The sequence below is a fragment of the Kitasatospora papulosa genome (genome assembly GCF_000717245.1).
GTDB lineage: Bacteria > Actinomycetota > Actinomycetes > Streptomycetales > Streptomycetaceae > Streptomyces > Streptomyces papulosus.
In genome coordinates this window covers 854,911-877,972 of the sequence record NZ_JNYQ01000004.1, presented here as the reverse complement: position 1 = coordinate 877,972, position 23,062 = coordinate 854,911, and the positions used below count along the sequence as shown (strand labels likewise).

Sequence of the window (23,062 nt, the reverse complement as noted above, 5' to 3'; positions counted from 1 at the left end):
TGTGCCTGGGGTGTGCCTGGGCTCGGGTGCGTGTCCTCAACCGCACGGCGAGTCCGTCAGTGAACACCGCAATCTGCGTCTCCTCTGCTTCACCGCAGGGGCGTGCAGTATTCGACACACCCGACCGCGTGGGTCGGCGAGTGTTCCAGGTTAGTTTCACGAACGGCACACAGAAACCGGAGAAGTAGTGCCTACGATCCAGCAGCTGGTCCGGAAGGGCCGGCAGGACAAGGTCGAGAAGAACAAGACGCCCGCGCTCGAGGGTTCGCCCCAGCGTCGCGGTGTCTGCACGCGTGTGTTCACGACCACCCCGAAGAAGCCGAACTCGGCCCTCCGTAAGGTCGCGCGTGTGCGTCTGACCTCCGGCATCGAGGTCACGGCCTACATCCCGGGTGAGGGGCACAACCTGCAGGAGCACTCCATCGTGCTCGTGCGTGGTGGCCGTGTGAAGGACCTGCCGGGTGTTCGTTACAAGATCATCCGCGGTTCGCTCGACACCCAGGGTGTCAAGAACCGCAAGCAGGCCCGCAGCCGCTACGGCGCCAAGAAGGAGAAGTAAGAATGCCTCGTAAGGGCCCCGCCCCGAAGCGCCCGGTCATCATCGACCCGGTCTACAGCTCTCCTCTTGTCACGTCGCTGATCAACAAGATCCTGCTCGACGGCAAGCGTTCCACCGCCGAGCGGATCGTCTACGGCGCCATGGAAGGCCTCCGCGAGAAGACCGGCGCTGACCCGGTCATCACGCTGAAGCGCGCGCTTGAGAACGTCAAGCCCTCGCTCGAGGTCAAGTCCCGCCGTGTCGGTGGCGCCACCTACCAGGTGCCGATCGAGGTCAAGCCCGGCCGTGCCGCCACCCTCTCGCTGCGCTGGATCGTGGGTTACTCCCGCGCCCGTCGTGAGAAGACCATGACCGAGCGCCTCATGAACGAGCTGCTCGACGCCTCCAACGGTCTTGGCGCTGCCGTCAAGAAGCGCGAGGACACCCACAAGATGGCCGAGTCCAACAAGGCCTTCGCGCACTACCGCTGGTAGTCGCTCACCCCATCGAGACCGAGAGAAGATTGAGCCTTATGGCCACCACTTCGCTTGACCTGGCCAAGGTCCGCAACATCGGGATCATGGCCCACATCGACGCGGGCAAGACGACCACCACTGAGCGGATCCTCTTCTACACCGGCGTCTCGTACAAGATCGGTGAAGTCCACGACGGCGCTGCCACGATGGACTGGATGGAGCAGGAGCAGGAGCGCGGCATCACGATCACGTCCGCCGCGACGACCTGTCACTGGCCGCTCAATGATGTTGACCACACCATCAACATCATCGACACCCCGGGTCACGTCGACTTCACCGTCGAGGTGGAGCGTTCGCTCCGCGTCCTCGACGGTGCCGTCACCGTGTTCGACGGTGTGGCCGGCGTCGAGCCCCAGTCCGAGACCGTCTGGCGTCAGGCGGACCGCTACGGCGTGCCGCGTATCTGCTTCGTCAACAAGCTCGACCGCACCGGTGCCGACTTCTTCCGTTGCGTCGACATGATCGTGGAGCGCCTCGGCGCCGTCCCGATCGTCATGCAGCTCCCCGTCGGTGCCGAGGCGGACTTCACGGGTGTCGTCGACCTCGTGTCGATGAAGGCCTTCCTGTACCCGGAAGAGGCCGCCAAGGGCGAGATGTACAACGTCGTCGAGATCCCGGACAACCTCAAGGAGGCCGCCGAGGAATGGCGCGGCAAGCTCCTCGAGGCCGTCGCGGAGAACGATGACCAGATGATGGAGCTGTACCTCGAGGGCAATGAGCCCACCGAGGAGCAGCTGCACGAGGCGATCCGTCGGATCACCCTCGCGTCGAAGGGCTCGGCCGACTCCGTCACCGTGACCCCCGTCTTCTGTGGCACGGCGTTCAAGAACAAGGGCGTCCAGCCCCTGCTCGACGCGGTCGTCCGTTACCTGCCCTCCCCCCTGGACGTCGAGGCCATCGAAGGCCACGACGTCAAGGACCCGGAGAAGGTCATCTCGCGCAAGCCTTCGGACGACGAGCCGTTCTCCGGCCTGGCGTTCAAGATCGCGAGCGACCCGCACCTGGGCAAGCTCACCTTCGTCCGGATCTACTCCGGTCGCCTCGAGGCCGGCACCGCGGTGCTGAACTCGGTCAAGGGCAAGAAGGAGCGCATCGGCAAGATCTACCGCATGCACGCGAACAAGCGTGAGGAGATCGCGTCGGTGGGCGCCGGTGACATCGTCGCCGTCATGGGCCTGAAGCAGACCACCACGGGTGAGACGCTGTCCGACGACAAGAACCCGGTGATCCTGGAGTCCATGGACTTCCCGGCGCCGGTCATTCAGGTCGCCATCGAGCCCAAGTCCAAGGGTGACCAGGAGAAGCTGGGTGTCGCCATCCAGCGCCTCTCGGAGGAGGACCCCTCCTTCCAGGTGCACTCCGACGAGGAGACCGGCCAGACCATCATCGGTGGTATGGGCGAGCTTCACCTCGAGGTGCTCGTCGACCGCATGAAGCGCGAGTTCCGCGTCGAGGCGAACGTCGGCAAGCCCCAGGTCGCGTACCGCGAGACGATCCGCAAGACCGTCGAGCGCATCGACTACACGCACAAGAAGCAGACTGGTGGTACCGGCCAGTTCGCGAAGGTGCAGATCGCCCTCGAGCCCATCGAGGGTGGCGACGCCTCCTACGAGTTCGTCAACAAGGTCACCGGTGGCCGCATCCCCCGTGAGTACATTCCCTCGGTGGACGCGGGTGCTCAGGAAGCCATGCAGTTCGGCATCCTGGCCGGTTACGAGATGGTCGGCGTCCGCGTCACCCTTCTCGACGGTGGTTACCACGAGGTCGACTCCTCGGAGCTCGCCTTCAAGATCGCCGGTTCGCAGGCGTTCAAGGAGGGTGCCCGCAAGGCGTCCCCCGTGCTCCTCGAGCCGATGATGGCCGTCGAGGTCACCACGCCCGAGGACTACATGGGCGATGTCATCGGCGACCTCAACTCCCGCCGTGGCCAGATCCAGGCCATGGAGGAGCGCAGCGGCGCTCGCGTCGTGAAGGGCCTCGTGCCCCTCTCGGAGATGTTCGGCTACGTCGGAGACCTCCGCAGCAAGACCTCGGGTCGCGCAAGCTACTCGATGCAGTTCGACTCCTACGCCGAGGTTCCGCGGAACGTCGCCGAGGAGATCATCGCGAAGGCCAAGGGCGAGTAACTCTTCCGAGCTCACGCTTTAGGCTTGTCACCGGAGCCCGGTCGGGCATTCGTCGCAGTGCGCAAGCAGCGCGGCGAATGCCCCCGGCACCGGCATTCCAGCAAAGATCACCTGGCGCCGATGAAGCAAGGCGTACAGAACCACTCAGGAGGACCCCAGTGGCGAAGGCAAAGTTCGAGCGGACTAAGCCGCACGTCAACATCGGCACCATCGGTCACATCGACCACGGTAAGACGACCCTCACGGCCGCCATTACCAAGGTGCTGCACGACGCGTACCCGGACCTGAACGAGGCCTCGGCCTTCGACCAGATCGACAAGGCTCCTGAGGAGCGCCAGCGCGGTATCACCATCTCGATCGCGCACGTCGAGTACCAGACGGAGTCGCGTCACTACGCGCACGTCGACTGCCCGGGTCACGCCGACTACATCAAGAACATGATCACGGGTGCGGCGCAGATGGACGGCGCCATCCTCGTGGTCGCGGCCACCGACGGCCCGATGCCGCAGACCAAGGAGCACGTGCTCCTGGCCCGCCAGGTCGGCGTTCCGTACATCGTCGTCGCCCTGAACAAGGCCGACATGGTGGACGACGAGGAGATCCTGGAGCTCGTCGAGCTCGAGGTTCGTGAGCTCCTCTCCGAGTACGAGTTCCCGGGCGACGACCTTCCGGTCGTCAAGGTCTCGGCGCTCAAGGCTCTCGAGGGCGACGCCGAGTGGGGCAAGACCGTTCTCGACCTGATGAAGGCCGTGGACGAGAACATCCCGCAGCCCGAGCGTGACGTCGAGAAGCCGTTCCTCATGCCGATCGAGGACGTCTTCACGATCACCGGTCGCGGTACGGTCGTCACCGGCCGTATCGAGCGTGGTGTCCTCAAGGTCAACGAGACCGTTGACATCGTGGGCATCAAGCAGGAGAAGACCACCACCACGGTCACCGGCATCGAGATGTTCCGCAAGCTGCTCGACGAGGGCCAGGCCGGTGAGAACGTCGGTCTGCTCCTCCGTGGCATCAAGCGCGAGGACGTCGAGCGCGGCCAGGTCATCATCAAGCCCGGTTCGGTCACGCCGCACACCGAGTTCCAGGCCCAGGCCTACATCCTGTCGAAGGACGAGGGTGGCCGTCACACCCCCTTCTTCAACAACTACCGCCCGCAGTTCTACTTCCGTACCACGGACGTGACGGGCGTTGTGACCCTTCCCGAGGGCACCGAGATGGTCATGCCGGGTGACAACACCCTCATGGACGTCGCGCTGATCCAGCCGGTCGCCATGGAAGAGGGCCTGAAGTTCGCCATCCGTGAGGGTGGCCGGACCGTGGGCGCCGGCCAGGTCACCAAGATCGTCAAGTAATCACCTGACTGTCTGACCTGGTTGCTCCGCACTGAGCACCAAGAAGGGCCCCGCACCTCGCGAGAGGTGCGGGGCCCTTCGGTATGTGCGGAGCGTGTTCCGTGCGCGACCGGCCGGCCCGCTCGGAGGCCCTCCTACGGCCGCCAGGTGAAGGGGAGCGCGTCCGGGCCCAGGCCGACCACCACCGGGCGTCCGTCGTCGCCGAGCCGGAGCGCGGCCCCGTCCAGGGCCGCGGACCCCTGCGTCCGCTGGGACAGCCGCGTGCCCGTCAGGACCTGGAGCCCTCCCTCGACGGTCCGGCCGAGCAGGGAGGCGCCGACGGCGGTCAGCTCCCCGTACCCGTCGAAGCCGACGAGGTCCGAGGCCACCCCGTCCCGTACGGCCGTCGTCACGGCCCGCGCCTGCCCCCGGTAGAACACGTCCACGGAACCGTCGGCGGCGGGCAGCCCGGCGGGGGCGTCGCCCGGTACGGGGCCGGCGTCGATCTGCGTCCGGGCGGTGAGCTCCGAGCCCGGCGCGTCCTGGGTCCAGTGGTGCACGGCGTGATGACCTGCCGCGTGGACATGGACGCGGCCGGCGCGGTCCACCACGGCGCTCAGGCCGTCCTGCACCTCCCCGCCGCCCATGTCGCGCCACTTTCCCCAGGTCCTGTCGGCCTCCCGTACCCGGGTGCTGACGCCCTTCTCCGCGTTGCGCACGAAGAGGTGAACCCTTCCGTCCGGTGCCGCCACGGCTACGGGTACACCGATGCGGCGGCCGTCGTCCCGGCCGGGGGCGGGATTGCCGAGTCCCCGCCAGGCGAGGAAACCGCCGCCGGGGGCGGTCTGCTCCAGCAGCACGACCTCCCGCTCGTCGTCCGACCCCTGCCCCCGGAGCGCCGCGAAGCGCAGCCCGAACAGCAGCAGGCTGCCGTCCTCCGCGGCGGCCGATCCCAGAGCCGGAGCGAGCGGACCGCCTCCGAGGTCGCCCGGTGGTCCCCACACCCCGCCCGCCGGTTCGGTCTCGCGCCACCGGACCAGGCGGAGCCCCACCACGGCGTACGCGTCGAGCCGGCCGTCGGGCCCGGCGGCGACGACGGTGCGGGCGCCCGGATAGCGGTGGCGGGTCGAGCGGACCCAGCCCTTCCTGTTCGTCAGCGGCCGGTCACCGCCCACGTTGTAGTCGCCGCAGCCCGACGGGTTGCCGCAGTCCCAGTCGGGCGAACCGCCGTAGGGGACGAGATGGCCGGCCTTCTCCGTGAGCACGGCCGGTGGGAGGTTCTTCGGCCAGTGCCGGTTGTAGTACCCGCGGAACGAGGCGACCGCGAAACCCGGCACCCGGCCACCGCCACGGGTGCTCGCGGCCACCCACCGGATCATCGCCGCCCAGGCGAAGCAGGCTGCGGCCGTGTGGTCGGCGTGGTCCGAGTATCCGGACTGTTCGCTGTCCCGGCGCCGGGCGGCCTCGCTGCTGTGCTGGATGTCCGGATCGGGGTCCAGGGTGTGCACGAGGGTCGGCCGGTGGAGCTCGAACAGTCCGACGAGCACGTCGACGAGCCCGTCGTACGTGTACGTGCCCGGGCGGTCCAGCGGAGAGCCCTCGGCGACGACCGTGCGGAGGGTCAGCCGCCGGTCGTGCCACAGGCTGGGCAGTCCGAGGCGGTGCCGCGTGGTGTGCATGGCCGTGTCGATGAAGACCAGCTCGACCCTGCGCCCCCCGGCGGCCAGGGTGTTGACCTCGGCCCGGTGCCCGTCGGCGAGTTCGGCGACGGATATCTCCCAGGGGGTGAACTTCTCCAGGCCGAGCAGGGTGGCGTAAGCCTGCCGCAGCCCTTGGTGACGTGCCGACGAGTACGCCGCCTTGTCCGGAGCGGGGCGGGGGCGGCCGGGGACCTTGTTGAGGCCGTCGGCCTCGCCCGCCGTGAGGTACACGCAGACCAGCGGTGTTCCGGCGTCGAGGGCGCGCCGGGTGTCCGGGTTCATGAAGTACAGGTCGTCGTCCGGGTGGGCGAGGATCTGCATCAGCAGCGCCCGTCGCGCGGTGCTGACGGGCATGCCGGGCGCGGGATCCGGCGTGGGGTCCGGACGCCGGGGCGCCGGGACCGAGCAGGCGCCGAGAGCCGTCCCGGCGACCGCTGTGGTGATGACGGCGCGTCGTCGCACACCGTTTCCGGGCAGGGCAGATCGATCCGTCACGCCACGCACTCCGTCCGCGTCCCCCCGCAGCGGGCGGGTCGGTGCCCTGAGCTGCGTACTATCGGTCGTCGCAGGTCAGGGCCGTGTGCCTGTGCCTGCGGGGGGATAGACGGGTATCCGGGCAGCCGGGTTGCCCGGCGCGCGGCGCTCGGGAGGTCGTCCCCGGGGGGCCCGGGGCCGGTTGTCCGGACCGCTCGGTCGGCGCGGCGGTCAGGCCGCGAGCCGGGTGAGCGTGCCGCGCCGCCAGACCGCGCGGAGGTTGAGCGTGTCGGCGATGGTGGTGGTCGGGTCGCCGTCCACCAGGAGCAGGTCGGCGCGGAGCCCCTCGGCGATGCGGCCGCGGTCCGTCAGGCCGAAACGGCGCGCCGGGGTGAGAGTGGCGGCACGCAGGGCCTGGACCGGAGTGAGGCCGGCCCGGACGAGGTACTGCAGCTCGTGGTGGACGCTTGCGCCGTGGATCACGCCCCCCAGGAAGGGCAGCGGCATGGGTGCGGCGTCGGTGCCCGCGAGGAGGTCGACCCCGGCGTCGTGCAGCGCCTTGACCGAGGCCAGGACGTCCTCCAACGCGCCCTGGGGGTAGCGGTTGTAGCTGCTGCGCAGGGTCTCGTTCCACGCGGGGGTCAGACGTGAGCCCACGCGGGGGTCGTCGGCGAGGTCCGAACCGGTGACGCCCGTCATCGACGCGTTCAGGACGACACAGGGGGCGACGAACGCGCCGGACGCGGCGATGAGCCCGATGATCTCGTCGGTGTGCGGCTGGTCCATGAACAGGTGGGCGAAGCCGTCGATGCCGGCCTCGACCGCCATCCGCGTCGCGTCGACGGTCAGGGTGTGGGCGATCGTGAGCATCCCGTGCCGGTGCGCCTCGGCGACGCCGGCGGTCAGGGTCGCCTGGTCGAGCATGGGCAGACCGGGGTGCCCCTCGACGGAGCCGTCGTCGACCATGAACTTGATGTAGTCCGAGCCGGCCGCGACGAGTCGCGGGACGAAGGCGACCGCTTCGGCCGGGGTGCTGGAGAACGGCATCAGCGGAGCCGGGCCCTGGGCGTGCCGCGCACCGTCCTCCGGTTCGTCCTGCCCCGGTTCCCCGGAGTCCGCGTCTCCGTGGCCTGCCGGCTCGAAGTCGTCGGGGAGCAGTTCGCTGGGGTGCCCGCCGGGCGGGGTGATGCCGAACCCCGAGGAGCGGACGTCGGCGACGGAGTCGTCGTCGAGCAGATGCTCACGGAAGCCCTTGGTGTACATGCCCTGCATCTCCAGCTCCGTCGTGACGCCGAACCGCAGCGCCAGCGCCAGCCCGTCCTCGGAGGTGTGGACGTGGGAGTCGATCAGGCCGGGCATGAGCGTCGCGCCCGAGGCGTCGACGACGTCCGCCCCGGCGGGCGCCTCCCCGCCGATCGCGGAGATGCGGGTGCCGTCCAGCAGGACGGTGGTCTCCCCGCGGACGCGCTCACCGTCGAACACACGGGCGTTGGTGATGGCCGTGATCATGCTGCTCCACCCTTCATCGCAGGCCTGAGGCCTGGTGCGGCGAACATCCTCACCGCGTCGGTCAGATCAATGCTACGTGCAACTCCATGCTTAATCGCACGCAACTGCTGTTTGCAAGCTTTTGGGGTAGGGTCGTGGCGTGACGTACTCCGATGCCTCCACCCCGCAGGGAGAAGCTCTGCTGGATGCCGTGGGCGCGGCCTTCGCCCGACTCCGACGGCGCACGATGCAGGCCCCTGTCGACCCCCCGGTGGGCCGCAAGGACCTCAAGCGCAATCTGGTCCTCAACCTCGTCGACGAGGCGACCGAGGCCGGCCGGGATATCACGGTCGGCGGCCTCGCCGATCTCCTCATGGTCGATTCGTCCGTCGCCAGCCGGATGGCGAGCGACTGCATCACCCACGGCTATCTGGTGCGCACCGCCTCGCAGCAGGACGGCAGGCGTACGGTGCTCCGGCTCACCGAGGACGGAGTCACCCTTCTCGGCCACTTCCGGCGTCAGCAGCGGCAGGCCTTCGAGCACATCACGCGTGACTGGCCCACCGCCGAACGCGTCGAATTCGCACGCCTGCTCCTGAAGTACGCCGACGCCACGGCCCGCCTCCCCGCGCCCGGCGACGAGAGCGGTCTCTCCGCGCCGTGACCGTGCCCGTCGGCCGCTCCTGCCGGAGAGCGCCCGGGAGCGTCACATGATCGTCACTGTTCGCTTCGCACTCTTGTTTGAACACCATCAGGCGGCATGAACTGGTGGTGGCAGAGTCGCGTGGGGGAGTGGAACAGAACAGTGAGCACCAGAACGCCGGCAGGAGAACCGTCCGAGCACCCGGACGAGGGGGGCCCTGTCTCCGACGAACAGTGGGCGGAGCTCGTCCGGCAGGCCGAGAGCGGTGGAGCCGACGCGCCGAAGGAGCCCTCGGCCCGTGCCCGGATGGTCACCGCGCGCCTGCGTGCGCTGGACGAGGAGGCTGCCGCGAGCGGACGGCGCTTCGGCCGGAAGCGCAAACCGGCCGAACCGTGGCAGCCGGACGGCTGGCGTACCGGCCCGGCCTGGCAGGAGAGGAACGGCCGCGCACGGAAGCGGCGGCGGCTCGTCGGCGCCCTCGGGTTCGTGCTCGTCCTGGGGGCCCTGGTGGTCGTCATGCGGCCGAGCCTGCTGACCGATCACCTCCCCGGAGGCGGCTCCGTGGACACCTTGCCGTTGCCCGCCGAGACCGCGCCGCCGACCGCCGCACCGGCCGACGAGCCCGGCGCCGACCGGCCGACGACGGCACAGCCCTTCCGGGGGTCGCCCGCCGTCCGCTGGGCGGACGGGGCTGCGGGGATCGAGATCCCGGAGGCCAGGGCGGCCGGGGGGATGAGCGAGGACGAGGTCGAGCAGGCTCTGCGGGCGACCCGGCAGTTCCTCGTCGCGGCCAACCTGGATCCGGCCACCCTGCGCGGGGAGACGCCCCGGGAGGCACTGGACCTGCTCGACCCCTTGCAGAAGGGCGAACGGAAGCGGCTCGAACAGTCCCTGGCGGAACCTGGCGGGGAACGGGACCCGTTGGTGATGTTCAGCCGGTTCGACCCGGACGAGGTCCGGCTGGTGGGCGACGTCGTCAAGACCCGTGGGCGGATGACCTTCGAGGCGGGCCCCGCCGGCTCCGTGGAGGTCAAGGCCGACTACACCTTCGTCTACCCGCTGGTGAGGGTGGGCGGGGACGAGGTGGCGCGCACCATCGTGAGGCGGGAGCTGACGGTGGCCCTGCACGATCCGGAGAAGTTCATGGCCACACCCGGCAAGCTGTCCGTGGTCAGCTCCCAGCAGAACGTCGGCAACACCGACTGCGCGCTGGACGACGGCTTCCTGCACCCGTCCTTCCCGAGCGACGGGCCCGGCACCAGCCCCACGGGGCCCGACGTGGACCCCTACGACCGCAGGGAGTGGCAGCCCGACGGGGAGTGCGGCACGGTCACCCGCACGTGAGCGGGCGGGCCTCTCCGCCCGGGATCACGACCCGCCGCCGGGCAGGCGGACCATGAACACGTCCACCGGGTCCTCCCGTTCCGGAGCGAAGCCGTGCCGCTCGTACAGGCTGCGGGCGGCGCTGCCCTGAAGGACGTTCAGCCGGACCGGTGCACCCTCGGCGTCGGTGCGGGCCAGAAGACCGGTCAGGACGGCCGTGCCGATGCCCCTGCCCCGGACCCTCGGAGCGAGGTAGAAGTGCTCCAGCCAGAAACAGTCCTCGGAGGGCCGCAGGGCGACGCATCCCGCGACCGCTCCGCCCGCCTCCACCACGGTGGTGTACTCGGGGGCGTAGGCGTCACGCAACCGCTGCCGTACCCGGTGTTCGTCGTAGCGGCCCAGACGCTCCAGGTCGGGGCGCATCGCCGCGGCCCGGATCTCGGCCATGGGCTCGACGTCCTCGGAGGTGGCCGGCCGCAGGCGCCAGCCCTGGAGGGTGTTCGCAGACATGGCCGGATTGTGTCAGGCCTCCACGCACAGCTCCCCGGCCGTTTCCGGGACGATCGCGGTCACCGCGGCCTCCGGGCCGCAGCGGGTTCGATGCCCCCCGCACGGGCGCCTGCGTTTGACCGGTCCCTCGCAGGGGGTAAGATCCCGGACCCGATTGGCCAGGCCCCTGAGCCATGTGGCACACTGGCCAGGTTGCTCGGTTGAGTGTCAATGCTGCGCGCCTCCCGCCGGGAGGACCGGAAGCGAGTCCCACAGTACTCGTCGACCCCCAGGGTCGGACGTACGGGAATCTTCCGGGAAGTGCCAGTGGGGCGCTGACCAGGCACCCGGTGGGGTTTCGCCCCCGGCAGCGTGGTTTCGGCCCGCACCCCCTTGGTTGGGAAATCCTTCGGGAGATCTTCGTAGAGGGGATGCGACACGCCCGACCGCGTGGGTCGGAGGCGAAGTTGCGAGAACCGCTGGGTTCCAGAGCGTTATGAGAGACAGGACTACTAGTAGCCATGGCGGGACAGAAGATCCGCATCCGGCTCAAGGCCTACGACCACGAGGTCATCGACTCCTCGGCGAAGAAGATCGTCGAGACGGTGACCCGCACTGGTGCGTCGGTCGCGGGCCCGGTGCCGCTGCCCACTGAGAAGAACGTGTACTGCGTCATCAAGTCGCCGCACAAGTACAAGGACTCTCGCGAGCACTTCGAGATGCGCACGCACAAGCGCCTCATCGACATCCTCGACCCCACCCCGAAGACGGTTGACTCGCTGATGCGTCTCGACCTTCCGGCTGGCGTCGACATCGAGATCAAGCTCTGAAGGGACGGGCCGAGATGAGCAAGAACATCAAGGGCGTCCTGGGCGAGAAGCTCGGCATGACCCAGGTCTGGGACGAGAACAACCGGGTTGTCCCGGTGACCGTCGTCAAGGCCGGTCCGTGCGTCGTGACGCAGGTCCGTACGAACGACAGCGACGGCTACGAGTCGGTCCAGATCGCCTTCGGCGAGATCGACCCGCGCAAGGTGAACAAGCCCCTCAAGGGCCACTTCGCCAAGGCCGACGTGACCCCGCGCCGCCACCTGGTGGAGCTCCGCACCCCTGACGCCAGCGAGTACACGCTGGGCCAGGAGGTCACTGCCGAGGTGTTCGAGTCCGGCGTCAAGGTCGACGTCACGGGCAAGAGCAAGGGCAAGGGCTTCGCCGGTGTCATGAAGCGTCACAACTTCAAGGGCCTCGGCGCCGGCCACGGCGTCCAGCGCAAGCACCGTTCCCCCGGTTCGATCGGTGGCTGCGCCACCCCTGGGCGTGTCTTCAAGGGCATGCGCATGGCCGGTCGCATGGGTAACGAGCGCGTCACCACCCAGAACCTGACCATCCACGCGGTTGACGCGGAGAAGGGTCTGCTCCTCATCAAGGGCGCAGTCCCCGGTCCGAACGGCGGCCTCGTCCTGGTCCGTACCGCGGCCAAGGGGGCTTGAGGTAATGAGCACCATTGACATCCTTTCGCCGGCAGGCGACAAGGCCGGTACCGTCGAGCTCCCCGCGGAGATCTTCGACGCCAAGACCAGCGTCCCGCTGATCCACCAGGTCGTCGTCGCACAGCTGGCAGCTGCCCGTCAGGGCACGCACAAGACCAAGACCCGCGGCGAGGTCCGTGGTGGTGGGCGCAAGCCGTACCGCCAGAAGGGCACCGGCCGCGCGCGCCAGGGTTCGACCCGCGCGCCGCAGTTCGCCGGCGGTGGCGTCGTCCACGGCCCGCAGCCGCGTGACTACTCGCAGCGCACCCCGAAGAAGATGAAGGCCGCCGCCCTGCGCGGTGCCCTCTCGGACCGGGCGCGTCACTCCCGCATCCACGTCGTCACCGGCGTGGTCGAGGGTGGGATCTCCACCAAGGCCGCCAAGACGCTGTTCGGCAAGATCTCGGAGCGCAGCAACCTGCTCCTGGTCGTCGAGCGTGCAGACGAGGCCGCGTGGCTGTCCGCTCGCAACCTGCCCCAGGTGCACATCCTGGAGCCGGGCCAGCTGAACACGTACGACGTGATCGTCTCTGACGACGTGGTCTTCACCCAGGCCGCTTTCGAGTCCTTCGTGTCTGGCCCCCAGACCGCTGAGACCGAAGGGAGCGCCGCCTGATGAGTGAGGCGACCGTTACCAGCAAGACCTACTCGGACCCGCGCGACGTTCTCGTCAAGCCGGTTGTCTCCGAGAAGAGCTACGCGCTGCTCGACGAGAACAAGTACACGTTCATCGTCGCGCCCGGCTCCAACAAGACCCAGATCAAGCAGGCCGTGGAAGCGGTCTTCTCGGTCAAGGTCACCGGGGTCAACACGATCAACCGGCAGGGTAAGCGCAAGCGCACCAAGACCGGTTTCGGCAAGCGCGCTGACACCAAGCGCGCCATCGTGACCCTCGCCGAGGGCGACCGTATCGACATCTTCGGCGGCCCGACCTCCTGACGGAGGTCGAGTCGTCCGGAATCGGACGAGGACTGAGAAATGGGTATCCGCAAGTACAAGCCGACGACCCCGGGCCGTCGTGGCTCCAGCGTCGCCGACTTTGTCGAGATCACGCGGTCCACGCCGGAGAAGTCGCTGGTCCGCCCTCTGCACAACAAGGGCGGCCGTAACAACGCCGGTCGTGTGACCGTTCGCCACCAGGGTGGTGGCCACAAGCGCGCCTACCGCGTGATCGACTTCCGTCGTCACGACAAGGACGGCGTGCCGGCCAAGGTCGCGCACATCGAGTACGACCCCAACCGCACCGCGCGCATCGCGCTGCTGCACTACGCGGACGGCGAGAAGCGTTACATCGTCGCCCCCCGTGGTCTGTCGCAGGGTGACCGCGTCGAGAACGGTCCGGGCGCCGACATCAAGCCGGGCAACAACCTGGCGCTGCGCAACATCCCGGTCGGTACGACCATCCACGCCATCGAGCTGCGGCCCGGCGGCGGCGCGAAGTTCGCCCGTTCCGCGGGTGCCTCCGTGCAGCTGCTGGCGAAGGAGGGCACGATGGCCCACCTTCGTATGCCGTCCGGTGAGATCCGGCTGGTCGACGCCCGCTGCCGCGCCACGATCGGCGAGGTCGGCAACGCCGAGCAGTCGAACATCAACTGGGGCAAGGCCGGCCGCATGCGCTGGAAGGGCGTTCGCCCGACCGTCCGCGGTGTCGCGATGAACCCGGTTGACCACCCGCACGGTGGTGGTGAAGGCAAGACCTCCGGTGGACGTCACCCGGTCTCGCCGTGGGGTCAGAAGGAGGGTCGTACTCGTTCGCCGAAGAAGGCATCGAACAAGTACATCGTCCGCCGCCGCAAGACGAACAAGAAGCGCTAGGAGCGGGTTTAGATGCCGCGCAGTCTCAAGAAGGGGCCCTTCGTCGACGGCCACCTCATCAAGAAGGTGGACGTACAGAACGAGGCAGGCACCAAGAACGTCATCAAGACCTGGTCCCGTCGCTCGATGATCGTCCCGGCCATGCTGGGTCACACCATCGCGGTGCACAACGGCAAGATCCACGTCCCGGTGTTCGTCACCGAGTCGATGGTCGGCCACAAGCTCGGCGAGTTCTCGCCGACTCGCACCTTCCGCGGCCACGTCAAGGACGACCGGAAGTCGAAGCGCCGCTAACCGCGGGGTGGAAACGACTATGACTTACACCGAAGGGACAACCATGGAAGCCAGGGCCCAGGCGCGGTACATCCGCGTCACGCCCATGAAGGCCCGCCGCGTGGTGGACCTCATCCGTGGCATGGATGCCACGGAGGCTCAGGCGGTCCTGCGTTTCGCCCCGCAGGCCGCGAGCGTGCCGGTTGGCAAGGTGCTGGACAGCGCCATCGCCAACGCTGCACACAACTACGACCACACCGACGCCTCTTCGCTGGTCATCAGCGAGGCGTACGTGGACGAGGGCCCGACCCTGAAGCGGTTCCGTCCGCGTGCTCAGGGCCGTGCCTACCGGATCCGTAAGCGGACCAGCCACATCACCGTGGTCGTCAGCAGCAAGGAAGGAACCCGGTAATGGGCCAGAAGGTAAACCCGCACGGGTTCCGACTCGGCATTACCACGGACTTCAAGTCCCGTTGGTACGCCGACAAGCTGTACAAGGACTACGTCAAGGAAGACGTCGCCATTCGTCGCATGATGACGAAGGGCATGGAGCGGGCCGGCATCTCGAAGGTCGAGATCGAGCGCACCCGCGACCGCGTCCGCGTTGACATCCACACCGCCCGCCCGGGCATCGTCATCGGTCGCCGTGGCGCCGAGGCCGACCGCATCCGTGGCGAGCTGGAGAAGCTGACCGGCAAGCAGGTCCAGCTGAACATCCTCGAGGTCAAGAACCCCGAGGTCGACGCTCAGCTGGTGGCCCAGGCCGTCGCCGAGCAGCTCTCCTCCCGCGTCTCCTTCCGTCGTGCCATGCGTAAGAGCATGCAGAGCACGATGAAGGCCGGCGCCAAGGGCATCAAGATCCAGTGCGGCGGTCGCCTCGGCGGCGCCGAGATGTCCCGCTCGGAGTTCTACCGCGAGGGCCGCGTGCCCCTGCACACGCTCCGTGCGAACGTCGACTACGGCTTCTTCGAGGCCAAGACGACCTTCGGCCGCATCGGTGTGAAGGTCTGGATCTACAAGGGCGACGTCAAGAACATCGCCGAGGTTCGCGCCGAGAACGCCGCGGCCCGCGCCGGCAACCGTCCGGCTCGTGGCGGCGCCGACCGCCCGGCCGGCCGCGGTGGCCGTGGTGGCGAGCGTGGCGGCCGCGGCCGCAAGCCGCAGCAGTCCGCGCCGGCAGCCGAGGCCCCCAAGGCCGACGCTCCCGCCGCCGCTGCTCCGGCTGAGAGCACCGGAACGGAGGCCTGACCGAAATGCTGATCCCCCGTAGGGTCAAGCACCGCAAGCAGCACCACCCGAAGCGCAGCGGTATGTCCAAGGGTGGCACGCAGGTTGCGTTCGGCGAGTACGGCATCCAGGCGCTGTCCCCGGCGTATGTGACGAACCGTCAGATCGAGGCAGCTCGTATCGCGATGACCCGCCACATCAAGCGTGGCGGCAAGGTCTGGATCAACATCTACCCGGACCGCCCCCTGACGAAGAAGCCTGCCGAGACCCGCATGGGTTCCGGTAAGGGTTCTCCCGAGTGGTGGATCGCGAACGTCAAGCCCGGTCGGGTGATGTTCGAGCTGTCCTACCCGAACGAGAAGATTGCTCGTGAGGCGCTCACCCGCGCTGCTCACAAGCTTCCGATGAAGTGCCGGATCGTTCGGCGCGAGGCAGGTGAGTCGTGATGTCGGCCGGTACCAAGGCGTCCGAGCTGCGCGAGCTGGGCAACGAGGAGCTCCTCAACAAGCTCCGCGAGGCCAAGGAAGAGCTGTTCAACCTCCGCTTCCAGGCGGCGACGGGGCAGCTCGAGAACCACGGTCGGCTCAAGTCCGTCCGTAAGGACATCGCCCGGATCTACACCCTGATGCGCGAGCGCGAGCTGGGCATCGAGACGGTGGAGAGCGTCTGATGAGCGAGAAGACTGTGACTGAGACCAACACCGACCGCGGTTTCCGCAAGACCCGTGAGGGTCTGGTCGTCAGCGACAAGATGGACAAGACCGTCGTCGTCGCTGTCGAGGACCGGGTCAAGCACGCGCTGTACGGCAAGGTCATCCGCCGTACGAACAAGCTCAAGGCCCACGACGAGCAGAACGCTGCTGGCGTCGGCGACCGCGTCCTCATCATGGAGACGCGTCCGCTGTCCGCCTCGAAGCGCTGGCGCATCGTCGAGATCCTCGAGAAGGCCAAGTAATCCCTGAGGGGGTTTCCCCTCAGGCCAGTTCCGCCAGGCTCGGCAGGGGCTCCCGCCAAGGAGCCCCTGCCGGGAACCGGCAGACGATCAGGAGATAGACGTGATCCAGCAGGAGTCGCGACTGCGCGTCGCCGACAACACGGGTGCGAAGGAAATTCTCACCATCCGTGTTCTCGGTGGCTCGGGTCGCCGCTACGCGGGCATCGGTGACGTCATCGTCGCCACCGTGAAGGACGCGATCCCCGGTGGCAACGTGAAGAAGGGTGACGTCGTCAAGGCCGTCATCGTTCGCACCGTCAAGGAGCGTCGTCGCCCGGATGGCTCGTACATCCGCTTCGACGAGAACGCCGCTGTCATTCTCAAGAACGACGGCGACCCCCGCGGCACCCGTATCTTCGGCCCCGTGGGCCGAGAGCTGCGCGAGAAGAAGTTCATGAAGATCATCTCGCTCGCGCCGGAGGTGCTGTAAGCATGAAGATCAAGAAGGGCGACCTGGTTCAGGTCATCACCGGTAAGGACAAGGGCAAGCAGGGCAAGGTCATCGTTGCCTTCCCCGCCCAGGACCGTGTCCTCGTCGAGGGTGTCAACCGGGTCAAGAAGCACACCAAGGCCGGTCAGACGGCTCGCGGCTCGCAGACCGGTGGCATTGTCACCACCGAGGCCCCGATTCACGTCAGCAACGTTCAGCTGGTCGTGGAGAAGGACGGCAACAAGGTCGTCACCCGCGTCGGCTACCGCTTTGACGACGAGGGCAAGAAGATCCGCGTTGCCAAGCGGACCGGTGAGGACATCTGATGACGACCACCACTGCGCCGCGTCTCAAGACGCGCTACCGCGAGGAAATCGCCGGCAAGCTGCGTGAGGAGTTCTCGTACGAGAACGTCATGCAGATCCCCGGTCTGGTCAAGATCGTGGTCAACATGGGTGTGGGCGACGCCGCCCGCGACTCCAAGCTGATCGACGGTGCGGTCAAGGACCTCACCACGATCACCGGCCAGAAGCCCGCCGTCACGAAGGCCCGCAAGTCGATCGCGCAGTTCAAGCTGCGCGAGGGGCAGCCGATCGGCTGCCACGTCACCCTCCGTGGTGACCGCATGTGGGAGTTCCTGGACCGTACGCTGTCGCTCGCGCTTCCGCGTATCCGTGACTTCCGTGGTCTGTCGCCGAAGCAGTTCGACGGCCGTGGCAACTACACCTTCGGTCTCACGGAGCAGGTCATGTTCCACGAGATCGACCAGGACAAGATCGACCGGGTCCGGGGCATGGACATCACCGTGGTCACCACGGCTGCCAACGACGACGAGGGTCGTGCCCTGCTTCGTCACCTCGGCTTCCCGTTCAAGGAGAACTGACCGTGGCGAAGAAGGCTCTGATCGCTAAGGCCGCCCGTAAGCCGAAGTTCGGCGTGCGCGGGTACACCCGCTGCCAGCGCTGCGGCCGGCCCCACTCCGTCTACCGCAAGTTCGGCCTGTGCCGCGTGTGCCTTCGTGAGATGGCTCACCGTGGCGAGCTGCCGGGCGTGACCAAGAGCTCCTGGTAATTCTCCTCGGCCCCTAGGGGCTTGGGAGGACCAGAAAGCTCTCGGTAAGTATCCGGTCGGCAGGAGCCCCGCTCTTCATGCCGTAGGCTAGAAGGGTTGGGCGCCTGCCGCCCTGACCGACTTACTACGCCGTAGGTCCCCGCACCGCACCCGTCCCGCCACTGAGTGGGGAGAGGGATGGCGCATACAGGAAACCCCGGCGAGAGAGGCCGAAGGCCAACTCATGACCATGACTGATCCCATCGCAGACATGCTCACGCGTCTGCGTAACGCGAACTCGGCGTATCACGACGATGTCGCGATGCCGCACAGCAAGATCAAGTCGCACATCGCGGAGATCCTCCAGCAGGAGGGCTTCATCACCGGCTGGAAGGTCGAGGACGCCGAGGTCGGTAAGAGCCTCGTCCTCGAGCTGAAGTTCGGGCCGAACCGCGAGCGTTCGATTGCCGGCATCAAGCGCATCTCGAAGCCGGGTCTGCGTGTATACGCAAAGTCCACCAATCTGCCGAAGGTTCTCGGCGGCCTGGGCGTGGCGATCATCTCCACGTCCCACGGTCTCCTGACCGGCCAGCAGGCCAGCAAGAAGGGCGTAGGTGGGGAAGTCCTCGCCTACGTCTGGTAGTCGGGAACGGAGGAATAGCTCATGTCGCGAATCGGCAAGCTCCCCATCCAGGTTCCCGCCGGTGTGGACGTCACCATCGATGGCCGCACGGTCGCGGTGAAGGGCCCCAAGGGTTCCCTCTCGCACACCGTCGCCGCGCCGATCGAGGTCACCAAGGGTGAGGACGGCGTGCTCAACGTCGTCCGCCCGAACGACGAGCGTCAGAACAAGGCCCTCCACGGCCTGTCCCGCACGCTGGTGGCGAACATGATCACCGGCGTGACCCAGGGATACAGCAAGGCGCTCGAGATCAGCGGTGTCGGTTACCGCGTCCAGGCGAAGGGCTCCAACCTGGAGTTCGCCCTGGGCTACAGCCACCCGATCCTCATCGAGGCTCCGGAAGGCATCACCTTCAAGGTCGAGTCGCCCACGAAGCTCAGCGTCGAGGGCATCGACAAGCAGAAGGTCGGCGAGGTAGCCGCCAACATCCGCAAGCTGCGGAAGCCCGACCCGTACAAGGCCAAGGGCGTCAAGTACGCGGGCGAGGTCATCCGCCGCAAGGTCGGAAAGGCTGGTAAGTAGCCATGGCATACGGTGTGAAGATCGCCAAGGGCGACGCGTACAAGCGCGCTGCTCTCAAGCGGCGCCACATCCGCGTCCGCAAGCACATCTCCGGTTCGCCGGAGCGTCCCCGCTTGGTCGTGACGCGTTCCAACCGCCACATCGTGGCCCAGGTCATCGACGACATCGCGGGCCACACGCTCGCGTCGGCGTCGACCCTGGACACCTCGATCCGTGGTGGCGAGGGTGACAAGAGCGCCCAGGCCAAGCAGGTCGGCGCACTTGTCGCCGAGCGTGCCAAGGCTGCAGGCGTCGAGGCCGTCGTGTTTGACCGCGGTGGTAACCAGTACGCCGGGCGGATTGCCGCTCTGGCTGACGCCGCCCGTGAAGCCGGGCTGAAGTTCTAAGCCCCGGTTCCAACGCACAGCGGACGTAACAGAGAGAGGTAAATCCAATGGCTGGACCCCAGCGCCGCGGAAGCGGTGCCGGTGGCGGCGAGCGGCGGGACCGGAAGGGCCGTGACGGTGGCGCTGCCGCCGAGAAGACCGCGTACGTCGAGCGCGTCGTCGCGATCAACCGCGTCGCCAAGGTAGTGAAGGGTGGTCGTCGCTTCAGCTTCACCGCGCTGGTCGTGGTGGGCGATGGTGACGGCACCGTCGGTGTCGGATACGGCAAGGCCAAGGAAGTTCCCGCGGCCATCGCCAAGGGCGTCGAAGAGGCCAAGAAGAGCTTCTTCAAGGTCCCGCGTATCCAGGGCACCATCCCTCACCCGATCCAGGGCGAGAAGGCTGCGGGCGTCGTCCTGCTGAAGCCTGCTTCCCCCGGTACCGGTGTTATCGCCGGTGGCCCGGTGCGCGCCGTTCTGGAGTGCGCCGGCGTTCACGACATCCTGTCGAAGTCGCTCGGTTCTTCGAACCCGATCAACATCGTGCACGCGACCGTGGCGGCCCTCCAGGGCCTGCAGCGTCCCGAGGAGATCGCGGCCCGCCGCGGTCTGCCCCTCGAGGACGTCGCTCCCGCGGCTCTGCTCCGTGCGCGTGCGGGAGCGGGTGCGTAATGGCTCGCCTCAAGATCACGCAGACGAAGTCGTACATCGGCAGCAAGCAGAACCACCGCGACACCCTGCGTTCGCTCGGGCTCAAGCGCCTGAACGACTCGGTTGTCAAGGAGGACCGCCCCGAGTTCCGCGGAATGGTTCACACCGTCCGCCACCTCGTGACGGTTGAGGAGGTTGACTGACATGGCGGAGAACAGCCCGCTGAAGGCCCACAACCTCCGGCCTGCCCCGGGCGCCAAGACCGCCAAGACCCGTGTGGGTCGTGGTGAGGCGTCCAAGGGTAAGACCGCAGGCCGTGGTACCAAGGGTACGAAGGCTCGTTACCAGGTTCCGGAGCGCTTCGAGGGTGGCCAGATGCCCCTCCACATGCGTCTCCCGAAGCTCAAGGGCTTCAAGAACCCGTTCCGCACGGAGTACCAGGTCGTGAACCTGGACAAGCTCGCGACGCTCTACCCCGAGGGTGGAGAGGTCACGGTGGCCGACCTGGTCGCCAAGGGCGCCGTGCGTAACAACCACCTCGTCAAGGTCCTCGGACAGGGCGAGATCTCCGTGGCACTGCAGGTTTCGGTTGACGCCGTCTCCGGCTCCGCCAAGGAGAAGATCGCCGCCGCCGGCGGCACCGTCACCGAACTCGTCTGAGACAACTCGGACAGGGCTGTGGCCTGAACACCCGACCGGGGATGCCTCTCATTTGGGGCATCCCCGGTTGGTCGTTCCTAGGGGGGCATGTCCGCCGGTAAGGTGGCGTGCGTTGCTGTGGTAAGTCCTGGGCAAACGCCCGGGGTCCTTTGGCTGTTACGTAATCGTCGATCCTCAAGACCGTCACCTCACGCTTTTGCGCGGGGGTCGCAGGAGGCACCGTGCTCACCGCGTTCGCCCGGGCGTTCAAGACGCCCGACCTGCGCAAGAAGCTGCTCTTCACGCTCGGCATCATCGTGCTCTACCGTCTCGGGGCGCACATTCCCGTACCGGGGGTGAGCTACGAGAACGTCCAGACCTGTGTTGATCAGGCCAGCAAGGGCAACAACAGCCTCTTCGGTCTGGTCAACATGTTCAGCGGTGGTGCACTGCTGCAGATCACGATCTTCGCGCTCGGCATCATGCCGTACATCACGGCCAGCATCATTCTCCAGCTGCTGACCGTCGTCATCCCACGGCTCGAAGCCCTCAAGAAGGAGGGGCAGTCGGGCACGGCGAAGATCACGCAGTACACGCGTTATCTGACCGTGGCGCTGGCCATCCTCCAGGGCACCGGCCTCGTGGCGACCGCCCGCAGCGGCGCGCTGTTCAGCGGCTGCCCCGTCGCCGACCAGATCGTCCCGAACCAGTCGATCTTCACGACCATCGTCATGGTGATCACCATGACCGCCGGCACCGCCGCCGTCATGTGGCTCGGTGAGCTCATCACCGACCGCGGTATCGGCAACGGCATGTCGATCCTGATGTTCATCTCGATCGCCGCGAGCTTCCCCGGCGCCCTCTGGGCCATCAAGCAGAGCGGCAAGCTGGCCGACGGCTGGATCGAGTTCATCACGGTGATCCTCATCGGCTTCGTGATGGTGGCCCTCGTCGTCTTCGTGGAGCAGGCCCAGCGCCGCGTTCCGGTGCAGTACGCGAAGAGGATGATCGGGCGCCGGTCGTACGGCGGTACGTCCACTTACATCCCGTTGAAGGTGAACCAGGCGGGTGTGATTCCCGTCATCTTCGCTTCTTCGCTGCTCTACATTCCTGCTCTAATCGTTCAGTTCTCCAACTCCACCGCGGGCTGGGCGACCTGGATTCAGGACCACTTCGTCAAGGGCGACCACCCGTACTACATCGCGACGTACTTCCTGTTGATCGTGTTCTTCGCATTCTTCTATGTGGCGATCTCGTTCAACCCCGAGGAAGTCGCCGACAACATGAAGAAGTATGGTGGCTTCATCCCGGGAATCCGGGCTGGTCGACCTACTGCCGAGTATCTGAGCTACGTGCTCAACCGGATCACTTGGCCGGGCTCGCTGTACCTGGGCCTGATCGCTCTGGTGCCGACGATGGCGTTGGCAGGCTTCGGCGGTGCTAACCAGAACTTCCCGTTCGGCGGGACGAGCATCCTGATCATCGTGGGTGTGGGTCTGGAGACCGTGAAGCAGATCGAGAGTCAGCTCCAGCAGCGCAATTACGAAGGGTTCCTCCGCTGATGCGAATCGTCCTCGTCGGGCCGCCCGGTGCCGGCAAGGGAACGCAGGCTGCGTTCCTTGCCAAGAATCTTTCGATTCCGCACATCTCCACGGGCGACCTCTTCCGCGCCAACATCAGCCAGGGCACCGACCTTGGCAAGCAGGCCCGTGCCTTCATGGACGCGGGCCGGCTGGTGCCGGACGAAGTCACCATCGCGATGGCCAAGGACCGCATGGCCCAGTCGGACGCCGAGAACGGCTTCCTCCTGGACGGCTTCCCCCGGAACGTGGGGCAGGCCGTGGCGCTCGACGAGATGCTTCTCGGCGAAGGCGTCAAGCTGGACGCGGTCCTCGACCTGGAGGTCCCCGAGGACGAGGTGGTCAAGCGCATCGCGGGCCGCCGCATCTGCCGTAACGACAGCTCGCACGTGTTCCACGTGACGTACAACGCCCCGAAGACCGAGGGTGTCTGCGACGTCTGCGGCGGCGAGCTGTACCAGCGTGACGACGACACCGAGGAGACCGTGCGCACGCGTCTCGAGGTCTACCACACGCAGACCGAGCCGATCATCGACCACTACCGGTCCCAGGGCCTGGTCGTGACGATCTCCGCGCTCGGCAAGGTCACCGAGGTGACCGACCGGGCCATGGAGGCCCTCAAGAAGTCCGACGAGGGCTGATCACCCCGTTCCACCACTG

32 protein-coding genes are annotated in these 23,062 nt (G+C 67.3%); 29 read left to right on the top strand and 3 right to left on the bottom strand.

Annotated features, from left to right (window positions below):
• Positions 1 to 187 precede the first annotated feature (187 nt).
• The 4 genes from rpsL to tuf all read left to right on the top strand — a co-directional run bounded on the left by rpsL (position 188) and on the right by tuf (position 4,552).
• Complete coding sequence (rpsL, locus tag IA22_RS0115260; RefSeq protein WP_003948652.1) at positions 188 to 559, top strand: 30S ribosomal protein S12; 372 nt, start codon at positions 188 to 190, stop codon at positions 557 to 559.
• A 2-nt stretch (positions 560 to 561) separates the two neighbouring features.
• Positions 562 to 1,032 (top strand): 30S ribosomal protein S7, encoded by a 471-nt coding sequence (gene rpsG / locus IA22_RS0115255; protein WP_014154599.1) that lies wholly within the window; start codon positions 562 to 564, stop codon positions 1,030 to 1,032.
• A 38-nt stretch (positions 1,033 to 1,070) separates the two neighbouring features.
• Positions 1,071 to 3,200 carry an elongation factor G gene (fusA, locus tag IA22_RS0115250; RefSeq protein WP_014154598.1) on the top strand — a complete coding sequence of 710 codons (2,130 nt, stop codon included), beginning with the start codon at positions 1,071 to 1,073 and terminating at the stop codon, positions 3,198 to 3,200.
• Between the two features lie 158 nt (positions 3,201 to 3,358).
• Positions 3,359 to 4,552 (top strand): elongation factor Tu, encoded by a 1,194-nt coding sequence (gene tuf, locus IA22_RS0115245; RefSeq protein WP_014154597.1) that lies wholly within the window; start codon positions 3,359 to 3,361, stop codon positions 4,550 to 4,552.
• A gap of 134 nt (positions 4,553 to 4,686) precedes the next feature.
• On the opposite strand, the gene IA22_RS0115240 is transcribed toward tuf, so the two are convergent.
• Both IA22_RS0115240 and IA22_RS0115235 read right to left on the bottom strand, forming a co-directional pair.
• A complete protein-coding gene (locus tag IA22_RS0115240; protein ID WP_038272296.1) occupies positions 4,687 to 6,726 on the bottom strand; it encodes a PIG-L family deacetylase in 2,040 nt (679 codons plus the stop codon).
• Between the two features lie 210 nt (positions 6,727 to 6,936).
• Positions 6,937 to 8,214, bottom strand: a complete 1,278-nt coding sequence (locus IA22_RS0115235) for an amidohydrolase family protein (RefSeq protein WP_030123905.1) — start codon at positions 8,212 to 8,214, stop codon at positions 6,937 to 6,939.
• Between the two features lie 139 nt (positions 8,215 to 8,353).
• On the opposite strand from IA22_RS0115235, the gene IA22_RS0115230 reads away from it, so the two are divergent.
• Together IA22_RS0115230 and IA22_RS0115225 are read left to right on the top strand one after the other, a co-directional pair.
• Positions 8,354 to 8,857 carry a MarR family winged helix-turn-helix transcriptional regulator gene (locus IA22_RS0115230; protein WP_015578368.1) on the top strand — a complete coding sequence of 168 codons (504 nt, stop codon included), beginning with the start codon at positions 8,354 to 8,356 and terminating at the stop codon, positions 8,855 to 8,857.
• Between the two features lie 141 nt (positions 8,858 to 8,998).
• The gene (locus IA22_RS0115225; RefSeq protein WP_030123904.1) at positions 8,999 to 10,180 is read left to right on the top strand and encodes a hypothetical protein; all 1,182 of its coding nucleotides are present in this window, start codon (positions 8,999 to 9,001) and stop codon (positions 10,178 to 10,180) included.
• A gap of 24 nt (positions 10,181 to 10,204) precedes the next feature.
• Here the strand turns inward: IA22_RS0115225 and IA22_RS0115220 are convergent, their stop codons facing one another.
• Positions 10,205 to 10,669 (bottom strand): GNAT family N-acetyltransferase, encoded by a 465-nt coding sequence (locus tag IA22_RS0115220; RefSeq protein ID WP_030123903.1) that lies wholly within the window; start codon positions 10,667 to 10,669, stop codon positions 10,205 to 10,207.
• A gap of 500 nt (positions 10,670 to 11,169) precedes the next feature.
• On the opposite strand from IA22_RS0115220, the gene rpsJ reads away from it, so the two are divergent.
• The 23 genes from rpsJ to IA22_RS0115105 all read left to right on the top strand — a co-directional run bounded on the left by rpsJ (position 11,170) and on the right by IA22_RS0115105 (position 23,043).
• Complete coding sequence (gene rpsJ, locus IA22_RS0115215) at positions 11,170 to 11,478, top strand: 30S ribosomal protein S10 (RefSeq protein WP_003948644.1); 309 nt, start codon at positions 11,170 to 11,172, stop codon at positions 11,476 to 11,478.
• 14 nt (positions 11,479 to 11,492) lie between these two features.
• A complete protein-coding gene (gene rplC / locus IA22_RS0115210) occupies positions 11,493 to 12,137 on the top strand; it encodes a 50S ribosomal protein L3 (RefSeq protein ID WP_014154591.1) in 645 nt (214 codons plus the stop codon).
• Positions 12,138 to 12,141: 4 nt separating this feature from the next.
• Positions 12,142 to 12,792: a 50S ribosomal protein L4 gene (gene rplD, locus IA22_RS0115205; RefSeq protein WP_014154590.1), complete on the top strand. Its 651-nt coding sequence runs from the start codon at positions 12,142 to 12,144 to the stop codon at positions 12,790 to 12,792.
• On the top strand, positions 12,792 to 13,115 hold the full coding sequence (rplW, locus tag IA22_RS0115200) for a 50S ribosomal protein L23 (RefSeq protein ID WP_014154589.1): 324 nt from the start codon (positions 12,792 to 12,794) through the stop codon (positions 13,113 to 13,115). Before rplD ends, rplW begins: the two co-directional genes overlap by 1 nt.
• Positions 13,116 to 13,154: 39 nt before the next feature.
• On the top strand, positions 13,155 to 13,991 hold the full coding sequence (gene rplB / locus IA22_RS0115195; RefSeq protein ID WP_014154588.1) for a 50S ribosomal protein L2: 837 nt from the start codon (positions 13,155 to 13,157) through the stop codon (positions 13,989 to 13,991).
• 12 nt (positions 13,992 to 14,003) lie between these two features.
• Positions 14,004 to 14,285, top strand: a complete 282-nt coding sequence (rpsS, locus tag IA22_RS0115190) for a 30S ribosomal protein S19 (protein WP_003966956.1) — start codon at positions 14,004 to 14,006, stop codon at positions 14,283 to 14,285.
• Positions 14,286 to 14,328: 43 nt separating this feature from the next.
• Positions 14,329 to 14,676, top strand: a complete 348-nt coding sequence (gene rplV, locus IA22_RS0115185; protein ID WP_004571827.1) for a 50S ribosomal protein L22 — start codon at positions 14,329 to 14,331, stop codon at positions 14,674 to 14,676.
• A complete protein-coding gene (gene rpsC, locus IA22_RS0115180; protein WP_014047784.1) occupies positions 14,676 to 15,512 on the top strand; it encodes a 30S ribosomal protein S3 in 837 nt (278 codons plus the stop codon). The genes rplV and rpsC overlap by 1 nt, the downstream gene beginning before the upstream one ends.
• Positions 15,513 to 15,517: 5 nt before the next feature.
• On the top strand, positions 15,518 to 15,937 hold the full coding sequence (gene rplP / locus IA22_RS0115175) for a 50S ribosomal protein L16 (RefSeq protein ID WP_014154587.1): 420 nt from the start codon (positions 15,518 to 15,520) through the stop codon (positions 15,935 to 15,937).
• Complete coding sequence (gene rpmC / locus IA22_RS0115170) at positions 15,937 to 16,161, top strand: 50S ribosomal protein L29 (RefSeq protein ID WP_014047786.1); 225 nt, start codon at positions 15,937 to 15,939, stop codon at positions 16,159 to 16,161. The genes rplP and rpmC overlap by 1 nt, the downstream gene beginning before the upstream one ends.
• Complete coding sequence (gene rpsQ, locus IA22_RS0115165; protein WP_014154586.1) at positions 16,161 to 16,445, top strand: 30S ribosomal protein S17; 285 nt, start codon at positions 16,161 to 16,163, stop codon at positions 16,443 to 16,445. The genes rpmC and rpsQ overlap by 1 nt, the downstream gene beginning before the upstream one ends.
• A 100-nt stretch (positions 16,446 to 16,545) precedes the next feature.
• Positions 16,546 to 16,914, top strand: coding sequence for a 50S ribosomal protein L14 (rplN, locus tag IA22_RS0115160; protein ID WP_003974257.1), 369 nt, complete (start codon positions 16,546 to 16,548; stop codon positions 16,912 to 16,914).
• A 2-nt stretch (positions 16,915 to 16,916) separates the two neighbouring features.
• Positions 16,917 to 17,240, top strand: a complete 324-nt coding sequence (gene rplX / locus IA22_RS0115155; RefSeq protein WP_014047788.1) for a 50S ribosomal protein L24 — start codon at positions 16,917 to 16,919, stop codon at positions 17,238 to 17,240.
• Positions 17,240 to 17,797, top strand: coding sequence for a 50S ribosomal protein L5 (rplE, locus tag IA22_RS0115150; RefSeq protein WP_014154585.1), 558 nt, complete (start codon positions 17,240 to 17,242; stop codon positions 17,795 to 17,797). Before rplX ends, rplE begins: the two co-directional genes overlap by 1 nt.
• A 2-nt stretch (positions 17,798 to 17,799) precedes the next feature.
• Positions 17,800 to 17,985 (top strand): type Z 30S ribosomal protein S14, encoded by a 186-nt coding sequence (locus tag IA22_RS0115145; protein ID WP_003948630.1) that lies wholly within the window; start codon positions 17,800 to 17,802, stop codon positions 17,983 to 17,985.
• Positions 17,986 to 18,208: 223 nt separating this feature from the next.
• The gene (gene rpsH, locus IA22_RS0115140) at positions 18,209 to 18,607 is read left to right on the top strand and encodes a 30S ribosomal protein S8 (protein WP_014154584.1); all 399 of its coding nucleotides are present in this window, start codon (positions 18,209 to 18,211) and stop codon (positions 18,605 to 18,607) included.
• Between the two features lie 21 nt (positions 18,608 to 18,628).
• Positions 18,629 to 19,168, top strand: coding sequence for a 50S ribosomal protein L6 (gene rplF, locus IA22_RS0115135; protein WP_014154583.1), 540 nt, complete (start codon positions 18,629 to 18,631; stop codon positions 19,166 to 19,168).
• A 2-nt stretch (positions 19,169 to 19,170) separates the two neighbouring features.
• Positions 19,171 to 19,554, top strand: coding sequence for a 50S ribosomal protein L18 (rplR, locus tag IA22_RS0115130; protein WP_014047792.1), 384 nt, complete (start codon positions 19,171 to 19,173; stop codon positions 19,552 to 19,554).
• Between the two features lie 47 nt (positions 19,555 to 19,601).
• Positions 19,602 to 20,204 (top strand): 30S ribosomal protein S5, encoded by a 603-nt coding sequence (rpsE, locus tag IA22_RS0115125; RefSeq protein ID WP_014047793.1) that lies wholly within the window; start codon positions 19,602 to 19,604, stop codon positions 20,202 to 20,204.
• Positions 20,204 to 20,386: a 50S ribosomal protein L30 gene (gene rpmD, locus IA22_RS0115120; protein WP_003966943.1), complete on the top strand. Its 183-nt coding sequence runs from the start codon at positions 20,204 to 20,206 to the stop codon at positions 20,384 to 20,386. The genes rpsE and rpmD overlap by 1 nt, the downstream gene beginning before the upstream one ends.
• Before the next feature lies 1 nt (position 20,387).
• On the top strand, positions 20,388 to 20,843 hold the full coding sequence (gene rplO / locus IA22_RS0115115; RefSeq protein ID WP_014047794.1) for a 50S ribosomal protein L15: 456 nt from the start codon (positions 20,388 to 20,390) through the stop codon (positions 20,841 to 20,843).
• 221 nt (positions 20,844 to 21,064) lie between these two features.
• Positions 21,065 to 22,384: a preprotein translocase subunit SecY gene (secY, locus tag IA22_RS0115110; RefSeq protein WP_014154582.1), complete on the top strand. Its 1,320-nt coding sequence runs from the start codon at positions 21,065 to 21,067 to the stop codon at positions 22,382 to 22,384.
• Positions 22,384 to 23,043, top strand: a complete 660-nt coding sequence (locus IA22_RS0115105; protein ID WP_015578371.1) for an adenylate kinase — start codon at positions 22,384 to 22,386, stop codon at positions 23,041 to 23,043. The genes secY and IA22_RS0115105 overlap by 1 nt, the downstream gene beginning before the upstream one ends.
• The last annotated feature ends 19 nt before the right edge of the window (positions 23,044 to 23,062 follow it).

What these genes read in the sequence shown, in the direction of transcription:
- rpsG (WP_014154599.1), top strand. Translation starts at nt 562, where the DNA reads ATGCCTCGTAAGGGCCCCGCCCCGAAGCGCCCGGTCATCATCGACCCG.
- fusA (WP_014154598.1), top strand. Translation starts at nt 1,071, where the DNA reads ATGGCCACCACTTCGCTTGACCTGGCCAAGGTCCGCAACATCGGGATC.
- IA22_RS0115235 (WP_030123905.1), bottom strand. Translation starts at nt 8,214, where the DNA reads ATGATCACGGCCATCACCAACGCCCGTGTGTTCGACGGTGAGCGCGTC.
- IA22_RS0115220 (WP_030123903.1), bottom strand. Translation starts at nt 10,669, where the DNA reads ATGTCTGCGAACACCCTCCAGGGCTGGCGCCTGCGGCCGGCCACCTCC.
- rpsJ (WP_003948644.1), top strand. Translation starts at nt 11,170, where the DNA reads ATGGCGGGACAGAAGATCCGCATCCGGCTCAAGGCCTACGACCACGAG.
- rplC (WP_014154591.1), top strand. Translation starts at nt 11,493, where the DNA reads ATGAGCAAGAACATCAAGGGCGTCCTGGGCGAGAAGCTCGGCATGACC.
- rplD (WP_014154590.1), top strand. Translation starts at nt 12,142, where the DNA reads ATGAGCACCATTGACATCCTTTCGCCGGCAGGCGACAAGGCCGGTACC.
- rplW (WP_014154589.1), top strand. Translation starts at nt 12,792, where the DNA reads ATGAGTGAGGCGACCGTTACCAGCAAGACCTACTCGGACCCGCGCGAC.
- rplB (WP_014154588.1), top strand. Translation starts at nt 13,155, where the DNA reads ATGGGTATCCGCAAGTACAAGCCGACGACCCCGGGCCGTCGTGGCTCC.
- rpsS (WP_003966956.1), top strand. Translation starts at nt 14,004, where the DNA reads ATGCCGCGCAGTCTCAAGAAGGGGCCCTTCGTCGACGGCCACCTCATC.
- rplV (WP_004571827.1), top strand. Translation starts at nt 14,329, where the DNA reads ATGGAAGCCAGGGCCCAGGCGCGGTACATCCGCGTCACGCCCATGAAG.
- rpsC (WP_014047784.1), top strand. Translation starts at nt 14,676, where the DNA reads ATGGGCCAGAAGGTAAACCCGCACGGGTTCCGACTCGGCATTACCACG.
- rplP (WP_014154587.1), top strand. Translation starts at nt 15,518, where the DNA reads ATGCTGATCCCCCGTAGGGTCAAGCACCGCAAGCAGCACCACCCGAAG.
- rpmC (WP_014047786.1), top strand. Translation starts at nt 15,937, where the DNA reads ATGTCGGCCGGTACCAAGGCGTCCGAGCTGCGCGAGCTGGGCAACGAG.
- rpsQ (WP_014154586.1), top strand. Translation starts at nt 16,161, where the DNA reads ATGAGCGAGAAGACTGTGACTGAGACCAACACCGACCGCGGTTTCCGC.
- rplX (WP_014047788.1), top strand. Translation starts at nt 16,917, where the DNA reads ATGAAGATCAAGAAGGGCGACCTGGTTCAGGTCATCACCGGTAAGGAC.
- rplE (WP_014154585.1), top strand. Translation starts at nt 17,240, where the DNA reads ATGACGACCACCACTGCGCCGCGTCTCAAGACGCGCTACCGCGAGGAA.
- rpsH (WP_014154584.1), top strand. Translation starts at nt 18,209, where the DNA reads ATGACCATGACTGATCCCATCGCAGACATGCTCACGCGTCTGCGTAAC.
- rplF (WP_014154583.1), top strand. Translation starts at nt 18,629, where the DNA reads ATGTCGCGAATCGGCAAGCTCCCCATCCAGGTTCCCGCCGGTGTGGAC.
- rplR (WP_014047792.1), top strand. Translation starts at nt 19,171, where the DNA reads ATGGCATACGGTGTGAAGATCGCCAAGGGCGACGCGTACAAGCGCGCT.
- rpsE (WP_014047793.1), top strand. Translation starts at nt 19,602, where the DNA reads ATGGCTGGACCCCAGCGCCGCGGAAGCGGTGCCGGTGGCGGCGAGCGG.
- rpmD (WP_003966943.1), top strand. Translation starts at nt 20,204, where the DNA reads ATGGCTCGCCTCAAGATCACGCAGACGAAGTCGTACATCGGCAGCAAG.
- rplO (WP_014047794.1), top strand. Translation starts at nt 20,388, where the DNA reads ATGGCGGAGAACAGCCCGCTGAAGGCCCACAACCTCCGGCCTGCCCCG.
- IA22_RS0115105 (WP_015578371.1), top strand. Translation starts at nt 22,384, where the DNA reads ATGCGAATCGTCCTCGTCGGGCCGCCCGGTGCCGGCAAGGGAACGCAG.